The organism is Shinella sp. R2-11, assembly GCF_055330205.1.
The window spans coordinates 372,298-387,884 of sequence record NZ_JBVAPC010000003.1 but is presented as its reverse complement, the minus strand read 5'-3'; the positions used below and the strand labels follow the sequence as shown (position 1 = coordinate 387,884).

Below are 15,587 nucleotides of genomic sequence, written 5' to 3'. Positions count from 1 at the left end.
GGCCCTGGCGCGATGGGAGCTCAGAACCGGACCTTGAGCGACAGGGTCGCCGTGCGGCCGGGAGCGGGAAAATCCGAACTGTTCATGGGATCGACATAGGCCACGTCCGTCAGGTTGTTGATCGCGAAGCGCAAGGACGCGTTTTCGTTGAAATCCCAGGAGCCGTAGATGTCGAAGGTGGTGAAGGGCCTTGCCTTGTACGTGGTCGAGAACAGGCCGAGCTGCGCCGAAGGTACTACGCGGTTGGCCCGGGCGCCGATGTTCAGCCGGTCGTCGAAGAAACGGAGCCCGACATCGGCAGTGAAGCGATATTTGGGAGCAACCGAGACATAAAGGATCGTGCCGTTCCCGGTCGATGTCGCGTTGCCCCAGGGGTCATCGCTGTAGGTCGTCGAGAAGTCACCCTTCGTATAGGTAAAGGAGCCACCGGCATAATAGAGACCGGCATCGTAATTCGCTTCGATCTCGACGCCGCGAAGCCGGGAATCTCCCAGGAGGTTCGTATAGGCATAGTAGCCGCTGACCTGCCCGCCGGCCGCGGGCGTGCCACTCACTGTTCCCAATGCGATATAATTATCTACCGTCTTATTGAAATAAGCCGCCTTGAACCGGAGGCTGTCGCCGCCCGTCAGCAGGTCGTCGGCCTTGACGTTGAGGCCGGCCTCCCAGGTCTGCGATGTCTCGGGCTTGAGGTTTGCATTCGGCGCATAGTCCATCAGATTGCCAATGTGGGAACCGCCGAGCAGCATTTCGCCAAGCGTACCGGGGCGGAAGCCTTCGGCATATTTGCCGAAGATTTGAATGCCTTCCCATGGCTTTACTGCGACTAACGCTTCAGGCGAGAAACGCCCACCTGACTGATCGATGTCTATGTTGTGCGTAACATCGCTGTAAATTGGCCTTGTTCTCCGCAGGGCAGCGGGGCAGGAGGCAATCGGCAACGTAGCAATCGCGCAGTACGTTTCGGTACCTGTCTGGACTTGGCCACCGTCAATGGTGGATGAACCTTTGATCCGGTAGTAATCGTAGCGTCCGCCGACCGATGCCTCGAGCCATTCCTCGTGTTCGTATTTCGCTGAAGCGAAGGTGCTCGAAAGCCAGCGCTCGCCCTTGGGATTGGGGCCGGTGAACCACCATGTGTTGCCCGCATCGCCGGCATCGTGGTTCACGGCGTCCGCGCCGGCGCGGTCGAGGAAGATTTCCGTTCCGTAGTGGAAGGTGAGATCGCCTGCCGGAAGCTCGGCCGTGCTGGTGTTCTCCAGGTTGAAGCCGTAGGTGGTCAGGCCGTATTTGACGTCGAACTCGCCGTAGTCGTTGCGGCCGGAGCGCCATTGCCGGTTTTCCGTCTGGTTCCACCAGAGCTGGCCCTTGAGGTCGAAGAGCGGATCGTCCGGCTGCCAGGTATAGGTCAGCGTGCCCGTCAGGTTGCGCACATGGTTGGTGTTCTGGAGGGTCGCGAGCGCCGTGCTGGTGGTGAAGGATGCGTCGTAGCCGACGAAGCCGAATTCGATACGCTGGTCGTTCTCAAGGTCGAGGCCGGCCTTGAAAAGGCCCGACGTGGTGTCCGAGCCGGTGAAGACCGGCTTGTCGCCGCCGGGATTGCCGACGAGCGTTCCGTTTCCGCCGATGGCGTATTCGCCGAGATGCTTGCGGCTGAGCGCGGCGACGATGTCGATATTGTCGGAGGTGCGGGCGGCAAGCGCCGCCGAGCCGTAGAACTCGTAGGCATTGGTGCCCGTCGTCGCATCGACCCAGCCGCCGGCATTCTCGCCCTCGAGGAGCACGTCGTCGGCCGTCAGCGTGCGGAAGCCGACCACGCCGCCATGGGAGCCGCCGCTGCCGACGCCGGCGGCCGCGTTCTTCTCCACCTCGACGGTCCTGACCAGCGCCGGATCGACATAGACGTTCGACGTGTAGCCGTGTCCGGCCTGCTGGAAGTTCTGGCGCGCGCCGTCGATGGTCGTCGTCACGCGGGTCTGGTCCTGGAGGCCGCGGACATTGATGGCGACGCCGGGATTCTGCGCCGCGCCGGCGACGGAAACACCCGAGACGCCGGAGAACAGGTCATAGGCATTGCGCGGCTGCTTCTTCTCGATGGCCTCGCGGGAGACGACGCTGACGCTCGCGGCCGTCTCGTAGACCCAGTCCGGCGTGCCCTGGAAGCCGGCGCCGGTCGCCGCGTTGCGGGCACTCTTTCCGACGGTGATCGCTTCGAGCGCCGTCGAGCCGTCCGTGATCGTCAGGTCCGGAGCCTGGGCGCCGCCAAGGCTGATGACGGCGGAAGTGCCCCGGACGCTGCCGCGTACGCCCGTGCCGGCCAGCATCCGGGCAAGGGCTTCGGCCGGCGTGAAGCTGCCGATCACCGCATTGGTGCGGATAGCGCCGGCCTGGGTGGAGGAGAGGGTGACCTGGAGGCCGGACTGCCGGCCGAAGGCGCCCACCGCGCTTGCCAGCGGCTGGGCTGGAATGTCGAAGGGAACGCGGGCCGCCTGCGAGGCGGTGCTCTCGGCGGCGGTCTGCGCCGTCCGCGCCGTCTGTGCCGGGGCCTCCATGCCGCCGCAGAGGAGGGCGAAGGCCGTCGTCGTGAGGAATATTGCTCGGCTCCGGTTCTTCCCGTTGCCCTTTTCGGCCGTTACCGCCGGATACTGAAAACGCATGCTTACCCGTCTCTTCCAAAGGGGCCGCCTCATGCGGCACTCAACGAAAAGACGGATAGGTCCGGATTTTTTCCCAGCTTTCCGGCGGCTTTGCGCTAAACCTTGATTATTTCAGTCATATTTTTTCTTCAGCGCCTTTTGCATCCGCTCGGACGGCACCGCGTTCTAGAAACGGCTGATGAGGCGCGCGGCCGGCGAGACATGCCGGACCTTGCCGCCATAGGGTGCAACGAGTGCCTCCAGCGCCTGATCGGGCTTGCGAAGATCGTAGAAGCCCGTCACGCGCCGGCTGGCCAGCGTGCGATCCGGCAGGGAGAGCCAGGCGGGGTGATAGCGGCGGATCTGTTCCACCACGGAGCCGATGGTGGCGTCCACTACGAATATCTGCCCGCTGCGCCAAGTGGCGATGTCGCCGACCGGCACGGTCGTGCGTGAGACTTCGCCTGTCGCCCGGTTGGCCGTCAGCAGGTCGCCGGGCGCGAGAATCTCGGCCTCTCCCTGCGCGGCGCTTTCTACGACGGCCTTCACCGAGCCTTCGGCCAGCGCGACCGCCGTGATCTCGTCGCCGGTCTGGACGTCGAATTTCGTGCCGAGCACGGTGACCTCGACGCCATTCGCATCGACCGTGAAGGGGCGGGTCTTGTCCGGCGTCACCTCGAAGAAGGCTTCGCCCGCGAGCAGGCGCACGGAACGGCGGCCCTGCTCGAAATCCGTCGCGATGGCGCTGGCGCCGGCAAGATGCACGAGGCTGCCGTCCTCGAGCGTAACCGTGCGGCTTTCGGCCGTCGCGGTCATGTAGTCGGCCTGCATGTGAAGGAGAAGGGAGGGGCCGGCGGCCATGACGAGACAGAGCATCGCCGCCGCCGCTGCCCCGATGAAGCCCGCCCGGCGCGGGAAGCCGGCGCGGCGCGGCCGGTAGCCGCGCGGCGGATCGGCGCGGCGCGGCGCATCCTTCCAGTCGTCCGTGAAGGCCGGGGCCGTCGCGCCGAATGCCTGCCATGCGGTCTGCAGGCGCTCCCATGCCTGCCGATGCTGCGGCGACTGGTCGAGCCAGCGCTCGAAGCGAAGCAGGCAATGGGCATCGTCGGGCTTTTCCTGGAGCGCGATCATCCAGCCGGCCGCTTCCTCGACAATCTCCTGGGGAATATTCATGCCTGTGCCGCCTGTGCCGGTAATCGCTTTGGTTCCGTCGATGATCCCCGAGAAGCCTTCCCCGCTCCATCGCGTTCGTCATCTATAAGACGAACAGCGCGCCGGTTTTTCCCAGGGCCCGGCCAGATTTTCCGCTTCATCGCATTTTCCCGACGAGTTTCACCAGTCCGGACTGGATCAGCCGATGGGCGCTCGACGTCGAAACGCCGAGATGGCTGGCGATCTCCTCGATGCGGTAGCCGCCGAAGCGGTGCATTTCAAGGGCGATGCGCTGCTGCGCGGGCATGGTCGCCAGGATGGCCTCGACCTGCCGGATGTGATCGCAGAGCAGGGCCTGCGTCTCCGGCGTCTCGTGGCCTTGCGGCAGGCCCCACCAGGGCGCGTCGTCGGGATGCCCGCGCGATTCCAGCCGGCGGCGGCGGCGCGCATCGAGGGCAAGGTTGCGGACGATGCGGTAGAGATAGGACTTGAGGCGCGAAGGCGATTGCGCCGCCTCCGGCACGAAGCGGACGAAGGCCTCCTGCACGACGTCCTCGGCATCCTCGCGCGAGCCGAGGATCGGCGTGGCGTATCGCACCAGCTCTGCGCGATACGCCACATATGTCTCGTAGCGCGTGTCGTTTCCGTGAATGCCCATGTGCCCGCCAAGCGCTTTCCGTCACGGTCCAAGCTTCCGTTCCGCGCCACAAGACCCGAGCGCCCTCGACCGCCGCTCCGGACGTGTGATAGCCATAAAAACATGAATTTTGCAATCATGTTATTTCGGCAAGTGTGCCGCCATGGTACGAAATCCGTGCTGACGGTATCTCAATTTGTTCGGGGTTACGGTCCGGTCCATCGAAAGCGATTTGGTGGATTCCATGGTCGGAGCAGTTTCCTCGACGACATCGGCAGCCGTGACGCTCACGTCCTCGGCCGGTAGCAATAATCTTTCCGCGCTCGAAGCGCAGCTTTCCAGCAAGGAGAGCGAGCTTGCGGAGGCGCAGGACGAAGATGCGAAGGCGGAGATCAAGGAGGCGATCGCCAGCCTGAAGGCCGAGATCGCCGCGCTGAAGGCGGCGAAGGAGACGAGCTCCTCGCAGCAGCAGGACGGCGCAAGCGAAAGCGCCTCGCGCATCGGCACCCGCAATTTCGAGGACGGCGATCCCTTCGGCGAGCGGGAGATGTATGTCTGATCACGCCTCCGGCGCCGGCGGCTTGCCGGTGCCGTGGACGAAGATGCGGATGCAGCGGCGCATGTAGTCCTTGCGCGCGTCGAGGCCGGGCCATTCGGCGCCCGTGCCGGTTTTCGTCACGATGGCGCCGAAGATCATGTCCATGAGGATGGTCGCGGCGCTTGCCGTGTCGTCTGTGAAAAGTCGCCCGGCCTGCTTCTCGCCCTCCATCCATTCGGCCAGCAGCGCATGCGCCCGCCGGCCGCCGAGCCGCATCATCATCTCACCGACTTCCGGATAGCGCGCCGCTTCCACGACGGTGAGGTTGAGGAATGCTTCCCGCGCCCTATCCTCCTCCTCGCCGATATCGACCTGGAAGATCCGTTCGAGCGCGTCGGAAAGGCCGAGGTGCCGGTAGTCGCCGGGAAGCGCCAGCATGCTGGTGCGGTGCTGCTCGATGATCGCGCCCAGGAGTTCGGTCTTGGAGGGGAAGAGTTCGTAGAGCGTGCGCTTGGAGACATGGCAATGGGCGGCGACCTCGCTCATCGTCGTCTTGCCGTAGCCCTGCGCCAGGAAGAGCCGGCGCGTCGCCTCGATGATCCGCGCGCGCTGCTCGGCGCGCGTCGCGAGCCGCGGGCGGCCGCGCGCCCTGCGCTTGGCGGGAAGGGACGGGGCAGGCGTTTCGGACATGGGATTTCCGTTGACCATTGACAATTTCGATATCGGGATATTAATGGTACCTTTGAGTTTTGTAAATATGACAAGCGGGCAGGATGATCCGCCGCTACCGGAAAAGGGTGCATGATGTGCGAGAGAATCCTGCGGATCGGCCTTGTGGCCGTCGGCCTCCTCCTGGCCGCCTGCTCGGACCAAAGTAGCGGAAACGCCCCGCCCGGCGGCGGCGCCATGCCCGCCGCGGAGGTAGGCTTCGTTGTGCTGAAGGCGCAGTCCGTGCCGCGCCATGCCCAGCTCTCCGGCCGCGTCGTCGCGCATGCCACGGCGGAAATCCGCCCGCAGATCGACGGCATCATCCAGAGCATCGATTTCCGCGAGGGCCGCAAGGTCGATGCCGGCGACGTGCTCTTCAAGGTGCGCGACGCGAAATTCAGCGCCGCCTATGCGGCGGCGGCCGCGTCCCTGTCGCGTGCCGAGGCGAGCCAGCAATCCGCGCAGGCCGCCTTCGACCGGAACGCGCGGCTGCAATCGCAGAGCGCGGTGAGCCAGCAGGCGCTGGACGAGGCGACGGCGGCGCTGCTGCAGGCGAAGGCCGACGTGGAGGCGGCGAAGGCCAGCCTGGAGACCGCGCGAATCGACCTCGACAACACGACGATCAAGGCGCCGATCGCCGGCATCATCGGCATGGCGGGCGTCAGCGTCGGCTCGCTCGTCACCCAGAACCAGACGGATGCGCTGGCGACGATCCGCCAGATCGATCCCGTCAATGTCGACCTCGTCGACACCAGCGCCAACCTCCTGAAAATCCGCCAGGATGTCGAGGCCGGACGCCTCGGCCGCGACGGCGAGGGCGCGCCGAGCGTGCGGCTGACGCTGGAGAACGGCGCGGACTACGATGAGACCGGCACGATCTCGCTGGCGACGGTGAATGTCAGCGAAAGCACCGGTACCTTCACCCTGCGCGCCAGCTTCCCCAATCCACAGCGCGTGCTGCTGCCGGGCATGTTCGTGCGCGCCTCCGTCGATCTCGGCAGCATGCCGAACGCCTTCCTGGTGCCCCAGCGCGCCGTGCAGCGCAGCGGCACGGGCGAGCCTGTCGCCTATGTCGTCTCCGCCGACGGCAAGGCGGAGCAGCGCACGCTGACCACCCTCGGCACGTCCGGCAACGACTGGATCGTGACGGAGGGGCTGAAGGACGGCGAACGCCTGATCGTCGACGGCTTCCAGAAGATCTCCGCGGGCGCCGCCGTGACGCCGGTGGAAGCGGTCATCGACGAGGACGGCGTGGTGAAGCAGTCGCTCGCCGAACCGGCCACGACGGACGATGCGTCGGGAGCTTCGAAATGACGGAAGGTCTGCGGCGCAATGCCCTGGCGAGCTTCTTCATCGCTCGCCCCGTCTTCGCCATCGTGCTCGCCATCGCCACGCTCCTGTCGGGCGTGATGGGCATCTATTCGCTCTCGATCTCGCAATATCCCGATGTCGCGCCCGTCACCGTGCGCATCGGCGCGTCCTATTCCGGCGCCACCGCTGAAGCCGTGGAGAACTCGGTCACGACGAAGATCGAAAGCGCGATGACCGGCCTCGACGGCCTGCTCTACATGGAATCCTCCTCGAACACCGGCTCGGCCTCCATCTCGCTCACCTTCGCCAGCGGCACGGACGCGGAACTGGCGCAGGTCGAGGTGCAGAACAAGCTGGCGCGCGTCGAATCCCAGCTTCCCGAGGCCGTGCAGGATGCCGGCGTCAGCGTGTCCCGCTCGCCTTCCGGAATCCTGATGATCGGCAACATCATCTCGCGGGACGGCCGCTACACCTCCTCTGAGCTCTCCGACATCATGTCGAGCAGCATCGAGGAGCGCATCGAGCGGCTCGACGGCGTCGGCTCTGTGCAGTCCTTCGGCAGCGGCTATGCCATGCGCGTCTGGCTCGACCCGGACCAGATGCAGAAATACCAGCTCGTCCCCTCGGACGTCACCACGGCCATCAAGGCGCAGAACGCGCAGGTCGCCGCCGGCTCCATCGGCGCGACGCCCGTGGTGCGCGGCCAGCAGCTGAAGGCGAGCATCGTCGCGCAGACGCAGATGACCTCCGCCGAGGAATTCCGCAAGATCATCCTCAAGACGGCGAAGGACGGCTCCGTCGTGCGCCTCGGCGACGTGGCGCGCGTCGAGATCGGGCTGGAAAGTTACGGCCAGAGCTCGACCTTCAACGGCATGCCGGCCGCCGGCTTCGGCGTGCAGCTCGCCAGCGGCGCGAATGCCATCACCACGGCCGAGGCCGTGCATACGGAACTCGACGGTCTCGCGGGCTCGCTGCCCGAGGGCGTCGAGATCGCCTATTCCTACGAGACGACGCCCTTCGTGGAGCTCTCCATCGAGAAGGTGGTCGAGACGCTGATCGAGGCCATCGTGCTCGTCTTCCTCGTGCTTCTCCTCTTCCTCCAGAACCTGCGGGCGACGCTCATTCCGATGATCGCGGTGCCCGTCGTGCTGCTCGGCACCTTCGGGGTGCTCGCGGCCTTCGGCTATTCCATCAACATGCTGACCATGTTCGCCATGGTGCTTGCCATCGGCCTTCTCGTCGACGATGCGATCGTCGTGGTGGAGAATGTCGAGCGCGTCATGTCGGAGGAGGGGCTTTCTGCCCGCGAGGCGACGGAGAAGTCGATGGGCGAGATCACCGGCGCGCTGATCGGCGTCGCGCTGGTGCTCACTGCCGTCTTCATTCCCATGGCCTTCTTCTCGGGCTCGGTCGGCGTCATCTACAGGCAGTTCTCCATCACCATCGCCAGCGCCATGCTGCTCTCCGTGCTCGTCGCGATCGTCCTGACGCCGGCGCTCTGCGCCATGCTGCTGAAACCCACCCATGGCGGCCTGGCGGCGCGCATCTTCGGCGGCTTCAACCGGGGCGTCGAGAAGACGACGCGCGGCTATGTGCGGGCGGTGGGCGGCATCGTCGCAAGGCCGCTGCGCATGCTCGTGGTGTTCGCCGCGCTGCTGGCAGGCGCCGGCTGGGTCTATACGCAGCTTCCCTCCTCCTTCCTGCCGGAAGAGGACCAGGGTGTGCTGATGACGCAGATCACCCTGCCGGCCGGCGCCAATGCCGCCCGCACGCAGGCCGTCATCGACATGGTCGAGAACTATTTCCTCAATGACGAGAAGGACGCGGTGCAGAGCGTCTTCATGACGCTCGGCTTCGGCTTCGGCGGTAGCGGCGAGAATGCGGCGATGGCCTTCGTGCGCCTCAAGGATTTCGATGCGCGCAAGGAGGCCTCGCTTTCCGCCTCCGCCATATCGCAGCGCGCCTCGGCGCATTTCCGCAAGATCCGCGATGCGGAAGTCTTCGTGCTCGCCCCGCCGGCCATTCAGGGGCTGGGGCAGAGCAACGGCTTCTCCATGTATCTGGAGGATACCGGCAACCGGGGACGCGACGCGCTGACGGCGGCCAGCAACCGGCTTGCCGACCTTGCGCAGGCGGACGCGACGGTCGGCAATGTGCGCGGCAATACCCGCACGCTGGAAAGCCAGCTCAAGATCGAGGTCGACCAGGAGAAGGCCGGCGCGCTCGGCATCGATCTCAGCGGCATCAACGGGCTGATCTCCACGGCCTTTGCCGGCAGCAACGTCAACGACTTCGTCTATAACGGCGAGATCAAGCCGGTCTATGTGCAGGCCGACGCGCCCTTCCGCATGCAGCCGGAGGACATCGAGCGCTGGTATGCCCGCAACGGCGACGGCGAGATGGTGCCGTTCTCGGCCTTCGCCACGACCAAGTGGATCCAGGGCTCGCCCTCGCTCTCCCGCTTCAACGGGACGCCGGCCATCTCCATGAACGGCGCGGCGCAGGCCGGCGCCAGCTCCGGCGATGCGATGGACCGCATGGAGGCGCTCGTCTCCGGCCTCGACGGCGGCTACAGCGCGGCCTGGTCCGGCCTTTCCTACCAGGAGCGGCTCGCCGGCTCGCAGGAGGCGATGCTCTATGCCGTCTCGCTGCTCGTCGTGTTCCTCTGCCTTGCCGCCCTCTATGAAAGCTGGTCCATCCCGCTCTCCGTCCTGCTCGCGGTGCCGGTCGGCGTGCTCGGCGCGCTGGTTGCGGCCTGGGCCTTCGGCCAGTCGAACGACGTCTATTTCAAGGTGGGCCTGCTGACGACCATCGGGCTGACGGCCAAGAACGCCATCCTCATCGTCGAATTCGCCAAGGACCTGCGCGATCAGGGCCGGAGCGCCGTCGACGCCGTGCTGGAGGCCGCGCGCATGCGCCTCCGACCGATCGTCATGACGTCGCTCGCCTTCATCCTCGGCGTCCTGCCGCTCGCCTTTGCGACGGGCGCGAGCTCGGCGGCACAGAACGCCATCGGCATCGGCGTGATGGGCGGCATGATCGCCGCGACCGTGCTCGGCATCTTCTTCGTGCCGCTGCTCTTCGTGGTCATCGCGGGCCGGCGAAAAGCCTAGCGGTGGTGCCATAGGGCGCCACCCGCAGAGAAAATCTTGCCTTTCGGACCAGACGGTGCCGTTCCGGTTGACGACCGGAATGGCGATGGCCTTTCCGTATTCGGTTCACGAGCAGTCGTAGCCATCCCTTCGGGAATTCGGCAAGGCGACGCCGGGAAAGGTGCGCGGCTGGGCGATCGCCTGTTCAGTGCAATTTTTTTGTCTTTATAGCGCATTTAATTCCGTTTGCCTTCCTGTCTCCCGCTGTCCAGACTCGCCGAAAGCAACGCATGGCGGAGGTGAGGCGGTCCGCCGGAGGAAAGGTGGAAGCGATGTCCGAGACGATCACGAACGAAGCCGAGCACCGGCCGGGCCTTGCGGCCCGCTGGCTGTTCTCCACCAATCACAAGGACATCGGCACGCTCTATCTCGTCCTTTCCATGCTGTCGGGCATTCTGGGCACCGGCCTTTCCGTGGCGCTGCGCATGGAGTTGCAGGAGCCGGGTCTGCAGTTCTTCTCCGATCCCGGCGTCTTCAACGTCGTCGTCAGCGCGCACGGGCTGGTGATGATCTTCTTCGTCATCATGCCGGCGCTGATCGGCGGCTTCGGCAACTGGTTCATCCCGATCATGATCGGCGCGCCGGACATGGCCTTTCCGCGCATGAACAACGTCTCGCTCTGGCTGCTCGTCGCCTCGCTCGTCCTGTTCGTGCTGTCGCTGTTCGTGCCGGGAGCGACCGGGGTGAATGGCCATGGCGGCGGCTGGACGCTCTATCCGCCCTATTCGACCGAAGGCCAGCCGGGGCCGGCGGTCGATTTCGTCATCCTGTCGATCCATCTGTCCGGCGCCTCGTCGATCCTCGGGGCGATCAACTTCATCACCACGATCCTCAACATGCGCGCGCCGGGCATGACTTTGCACAAGATGCCGCTCTTCGCCTGGGCGATGCTCGTCACCGCCTTCATGCTGCTCTTCTCGCTGCCGGTGCTAGCCGGCGCCGTCACCATGCTGCTCACCGACCGCAATTTCGGCACGACCTTCTTCCAGCCGGCGGGCGGCGGCGATCCGATCCTCTACCAGCACCTGTTCTGGTTCTTCGGCCATCCCGAGGTCTACATAATGATCCTGCCGGCCTTCGGCATCGTCAGCCATGTGATCTCGACCTTCTCCAGAAAGCCGATCTTCGGCTATCTCGGCATGGCCTATGCCATGGTGGCGATCAGCGCCATCGGCTTCGTCGTCTGGGCGCATCACATGTTCACGGTCGGGCTGTCGCTGGATTCGCAGCGTTACTTCGCTTTCGCCTCGATGGTCATCGCCGTGCCGACGGGCATCAAGGTCTTCTCTTGGCTGGCGACCATGTGGGGCGGGTCGATCCGCTTCGCCACGCCCATGCTCTGGGCCATGGGCTTCGTCCTGCTCTTCACCATCGGCGGCGTCACCGGCGTGGTGCTCGCCAATCCCGGCGTCGACCGGGCTTTGCACGATACCTATTACGTCATCGCGCATTTCCATTACGTGCTGTCGCTCGGCGCGGCCTTCGCCATCTTCGCCGCCTGGTACTACTGGTTCCCGAAGATGAGCGGCTACCGGATGAGCGAAACGCTGGGAAGGCTGCATTTCTGGCTGACCTTCGTGGGCGTCAACCTCGTCTTCTTCCCGCAGCATTTCCTCGGGCTTGCCGGCATGCCGCGCCGCTATGCCGACTATCCCGACGCCTTTGCCGGCTGGAACTTCGTCTCCTCGGTCGGCTCCTACATCTCCGCCGCCGGCCTTGCCGTCTTCTTCATCGCAGTGGCGGAAGCCTTTGCGAGAAAGCGGGTGGCCGGCGACAATCCCTGGGGCGAAGGGGCAACAACGCTCGAATGGACGCTTTCCTCGCCGCCGCCCTTCCACCAGTTCACGGCGCTGCCGCTGATCGAATAGACGGCCTACGGCGCATCCGTCCCGCCTGTCGCCTCGCGCCCGCTCACCGTGACGATTTCGAGCTCGAAGAAGACATGGGGTGACACGGCCACGGTGGGCTGCTGCCGCGGCTTGAGGGCGCCCGGCTCCCACCAGTCGAAATCCTCGGCAAGGAGCGACCAGGCCTTCAGGCGCTCATGGTGGAGCTCTTCGGTATCGGGAAGCTCATGGAAGACCGCGTCGACCACGACGCTCTTCCAGCGCCGCTTCGTCTCCAGCGCGTCGACAAGCAGGCAGGCGCGGGGATTGGCGCGCAGCATGTCGAGCTTCCGGCCCGGCATGGTGAAGGCATGGAGCCGGTTTCCCGAATAGGCATAGCAGACCGGGACGACATAGGGCACGCCGTTTCCTGCGCAGGCCAGCCGCGCCAGCCTTTGTCCGGCGATCATCGCGATGCATTCGTTATGCGTCATTTCGCGGATCATCATCACATGGTCCTCCTTTGAACGTGCCCTCCCTTGCACGGCGCGGGAGGGTCAGCCTTGAGACCTTCCGAGCAGCGCGGCGGTCTCCTCGGCGATCACCTGCTCCTCGTCGGTGGGGATCACGAAGGCGGCGATGCGGCTTTCCGGCCTGCCGATGTTTGGGGCATTGGCGGCATTGGCGGCCGGGTCGAGGTCGAGGCCGAGCCAGCGCAGGCGGTCGCAGACGCCGGCCCGCACTGCCGGCTGGTTCTCGCCGACCCCGGCGGTGAAGACGAGCGCGTCGAGGCCGCCGAGCGTTGCGGCAATCCGGGCGATCTCGCCGGCGATGCGGAAGGTGAAGAGGTCTATCGCCTCCTTCGCTTCCGGCGCGTCGCTCTCGATGAGGTCGCGGCTGTCGGCGCTGATGCCTGAGACGCCGAGAAGGCCGGACCTGTTGTAGAGAAGGTCCTCCACCTCCCGCAGGGGCCGTTCCTCCTGTCCGAGAAGGTGCAGCAGCACGCCGGGGTCGAGCGCGCCGCAGCGCGTCGCCATGGGAATGCCGTCGAGGGTGGAAAAGCCCATGCTGGTGTCGCGGCTGACACCGCCTTCGAGGCCGCAAAGGCTCGCGCCGCTGCCGAGATGGGCGACCGCCACCTTGCCGCGCGCCGTCTCCGGTGCAAGGCGGGCGAGCTCGCCGGCAATGTACTTGTAGGAAAGGCCGTGGAAGCCGTAGCGCTTGATGCCCCGGTCGTGGAGCGCGCGCGGAATGGCGAAGCGGCGCATGAGCGTCTCGTTCGTGCGGTGGAAGGCGGTATCGAAGGAGGCGGCCTGCGGCAGATCCGGCCGCACGCCGCCGACCGCGCGGATCAGGCGCAGGCTCTGCGGCTGGTGGAGCGGCGCGAGCACCGTCAGTGCCTCGATGGCCGCGATCGCCTCTCCGTCGAGGCGGACGGGGCCGGCGAAGCGGTCGCCGCCGTGGACGACGCGATGCCCGACGGCCGCGATCTCCCCGAGGTCGAAGCGGCGGCCGAGGATGGTAAAGACCTCCGACAGGATGCCGCTCAGGTCCTCGCCCGGCCGGGCCTCCAGCGCGGTCTCGCTCCGCGCATTCCCCGCGCTCACGGCGAGGGTCAGGGGATCGTGGCGGAAGTCGATCACGCCGCGGGCGATGCGGACCGGGCCTTCGGCGAGCAGCGTGAAGAGGCCGATCTTCACGGTCGACGATCCGGCATTGAAGGTGAGGAGCGTTCTTTCCGTCATGCGGGCAGCCCCTCCGCCGGCAAAGGCGCGGCCACCATCCTTGCGAGCGCTGCCGAGGCGATGCGGGCCGAGAGCGGATCGGCGCGGCTGGTCAGCACGATGGGCACCCGCGCCCCCAGCACGAGGCCGGCCGCCGTGGCGCCGGCGAAGTAGATGAGCTGCTTTGCCAGCATGTTGCCGGCTTCGAGGTCCGGTACGAGCAGGATGTCGGCCTGCCCGGCGACGGGCGAGACGATGCCCTTGGTACGGGCGGCATCCACGCTGATGGCGTTGTCGAAGGCGAGCGGCCCGTCGACCTTCGCCCCGGTGATCTGCCCGCGCGCCGCCATGACGGTCAGCGTCGCCGCGTCGAGCGTCGCGGGCATCTTGGGGTTCACCGTCTCGACGGCGGCAAGCACCGCCACCTTCGGCTCCTCCATGCCGAGCCGGCGCAGGAGGTCCACCGCGTTCTGGCAGATGTCGCGCTTGTGCTCCAGCGTCGGCTGGATGTTGATCGCGGCGTCGGTGACGATGAGCGGCTTGTCGTAGGCGGGGATATCCATGGCATAGACATGGCTGATGCGCCGCTCGGTGCGCAGGCCCGAGCCCGGCGCGACGACGGCGCAGAGAAGCTCGTCCGTGTGCAGGCTTCCCTTGACCAGCACCGCGACCTTTCCCGCCACGGCCATCTCCACGGCGCAGGCAGCCGCGGCATGGCTGTGCGCGACGGGAACGATCTCGATCCCGTCGAGCGAGACCCGCGCATCGTCCGCGGCGGCGCGGATCTTGCCTTCCGGGCCGATGAGCACCGGCTCCAGCAGGCCGGCCTCGCGCGCCTCCAGCGCGCCGGTGATGGCGGCCGCCGAGCAGGGATGCACGATGGCGGCCCGGATCGGCGGAAGGCCGCGCGCCCGCGTCACGAAGGCCTCGTAGCGGTCATGACGGCGCAGCGGCACGTCGGGCAGGCGCGTGCGCGGCCATTCGATGCTGTGCTCCGGCGCGATCACCGTCGCCGTTCCCCTCAGCACAGCCTCGCCCTTCCGGTCGGTGCAGACCGTGTCGAGCACGACAATGCGCTTTTCGGGCCGCTTCTCCGTCACCGTGACGGTGGCGGTGATGGTGTCGCCGGGCACGACCGGCTTGAGGAACCGGAGGTCCTGGCCGAGATAGATCGTGCCGGGGCCGGGCAGGCGCGTGCCGAGCACGGCGGAGACGAGGGCTGCCGTCCACATGCCATGGGCGACGACATGGCCGAAGAGGCCGGTCCTGGCGAAGGCGGCGTCGAGATGGGCCGGGTTCAGGTCGCCGGAGACGGCGGCGAAGAGGTCGATGTCGTCGCGGCCGACGAGCCGGACGATCGAGGCGGTGTCGCCGGGCCGGAGCTCGTCGAAGGTCCTGTTGCGGAGGAAGCCGTCCATCGGCGATTCACCTTTGCAAAACGTGGCTGCCCGGGGCGCCCCTGGATCGAGCGCACCCTATAGGGCGCAGTCTCGCCTTCCGTTGACGCAAATCAAGTTCCATTGCGCGAAAACGTCTAGAGTGAGACCATATCGGACGGAAGACAGGAGTTCGCCATGCCCCATGGCCATGCGACGGATGCGGAGCGGATCGCGGCCGCCCATGCTTCGACGGTTGCCGCCCCGTTCCTCTTGACGCCCTTCGAGATCGGCATGACGCTGTACCGGCACTGGCTGGACGCGGCGTCGTGCATGCTCGGGGACCAGTCGGCCCATCTGCGCAATCTTGCCGAATGCGACAATCCGTTCGGCATGCTGGCCTGCCACGCGGACTTCTCCGGAAAGTCCCTCGCTGCCGGCCTCGACGTGCTGCGCCGCGGCGTCGAGGCGGCGGGCGAGGACCGGACGCTGCCGCATTAGGCCCGCTTTTCAGATGCACAACGGAA

At 66.3% G+C, this 15,587-nt stretch carries 12 protein-coding genes; 5 read left to right on the top strand and 7 right to left on the bottom strand.

What is annotated here, in order from left to right; genetic code table 11:
* Positions 1-20: 20 nt before the first annotated feature.
* From ACZ1A1_RS10205 to ACZ1A1_RS10195, 3 genes are all read right to left on the bottom strand, one after another.
* Positions 21-2,657: a TonB-dependent receptor gene (locus ACZ1A1_RS10205; protein WP_463619823.1), complete on the bottom strand. Its 2,637-nt coding sequence runs from the start codon at positions 2,655-2,657 to the stop codon at positions 21-23.
* A gap of 165 nt (positions 2,658-2,822) precedes the next feature.
* Positions 2,823-3,809, bottom strand: a complete 987-nt coding sequence (locus tag ACZ1A1_RS10200) for a FecR family protein (RefSeq protein ID WP_463619822.1) — start codon at positions 3,807-3,809, stop codon at positions 2,823-2,825.
* 136 nt (positions 3,810-3,945) lie between these two features.
* Entirely contained in the window at positions 3,946-4,446 is a 501-nt protein-coding gene (locus ACZ1A1_RS10195; RefSeq protein WP_463619821.1) for an RNA polymerase sigma factor, read from the bottom strand.
* 223 nt (positions 4,447-4,669) lie between these two features.
* Here ACZ1A1_RS10195 and ACZ1A1_RS10190 point away from each other — a divergent pair, with 223 nt between their 5' ends.
* Positions 4,670-4,984: a hypothetical protein gene (locus tag ACZ1A1_RS10190; RefSeq protein WP_415212607.1), complete on the top strand. Its 315-nt coding sequence runs from the start codon at positions 4,670-4,672 to the stop codon at positions 4,982-4,984.
* Here the strand turns inward: ACZ1A1_RS10190 and ACZ1A1_RS10185 are convergent, their stop codons facing one another.
* The gene (locus ACZ1A1_RS10185) at positions 4,985-5,653 is read right to left on the bottom strand and encodes a TetR/AcrR family transcriptional regulator (protein ID WP_463619820.1); all 669 of its coding nucleotides are present in this window, start codon (positions 5,651-5,653) and stop codon (positions 4,985-4,987) included.
* Between the two features lie 111 nt (positions 5,654-5,764).
* Between ACZ1A1_RS10185 and ACZ1A1_RS10180 the strand changes: the two genes are divergently transcribed.
* The 3 genes from ACZ1A1_RS10180 to ctaD all read left to right on the top strand — a co-directional run bounded on the left by ACZ1A1_RS10180 (position 5,765) and on the right by ctaD (position 12,002).
* On the top strand, positions 5,765-6,985 hold the full coding sequence (locus ACZ1A1_RS10180; protein ID WP_463619819.1) for an efflux RND transporter periplasmic adaptor subunit: 1,221 nt from the start codon (positions 5,765-5,767) through the stop codon (positions 6,983-6,985).
* 23 nt (positions 6,986-7,008) lie between these two features.
* Entirely contained in the window at positions 7,009-10,095 is a 3,087-nt protein-coding gene (locus ACZ1A1_RS10175) for an efflux RND transporter permease subunit (RefSeq protein WP_463620104.1), read from the top strand.
* Positions 10,096-10,406: 311 nt separating this feature from the next.
* A complete protein-coding gene (ctaD, locus tag ACZ1A1_RS10170; RefSeq protein ID WP_463619818.1) occupies positions 10,407-12,002 on the top strand; it encodes a cytochrome c oxidase subunit I in 1,596 nt (531 codons plus the stop codon).
* Positions 12,003-12,007: 5 nt separating this feature from the next.
* Here ctaD and ACZ1A1_RS10165 read toward each other — a convergent pair whose 3' ends face one another.
* The 3 genes from ACZ1A1_RS10165 to ACZ1A1_RS10155 are packed head-to-tail and all read right to left on the bottom strand — an operon-like array spanning position 12,008 to position 15,102.
* On the bottom strand, positions 12,008-12,469 hold the full coding sequence (locus ACZ1A1_RS10165) for a pyridoxamine 5'-phosphate oxidase family protein (RefSeq protein ID WP_463619817.1): 462 nt from the start codon (positions 12,467-12,469) through the stop codon (positions 12,008-12,010).
* 48 nt (positions 12,470-12,517) lie between these two features.
* The gene (locus ACZ1A1_RS10160) at positions 12,518-13,705 is read right to left on the bottom strand and encodes an acetate/propionate family kinase (protein WP_463619816.1); all 1,188 of its coding nucleotides are present in this window, start codon (positions 13,703-13,705) and stop codon (positions 12,518-12,520) included.
* On the bottom strand, positions 13,702-15,102 hold the full coding sequence (locus ACZ1A1_RS10155; RefSeq protein WP_463619815.1) for a bifunctional enoyl-CoA hydratase/phosphate acetyltransferase: 1,401 nt from the start codon (positions 15,100-15,102) through the stop codon (positions 13,702-13,704). Before ACZ1A1_RS10155 ends, ACZ1A1_RS10160 begins: the two co-directional genes overlap by 4 nt.
* A gap of 156 nt (positions 15,103-15,258) precedes the next feature.
* Here ACZ1A1_RS10155 and ACZ1A1_RS10150 point away from each other — a divergent pair, with 156 nt between their 5' ends.
* The gene (locus ACZ1A1_RS10150) at positions 15,259-15,561 is read left to right on the top strand and encodes a hypothetical protein (RefSeq protein ID WP_463619814.1); all 303 of its coding nucleotides are present in this window, start codon (positions 15,259-15,261) and stop codon (positions 15,559-15,561) included.
* Positions 15,562-15,587 lie beyond the last annotated feature (26 nt).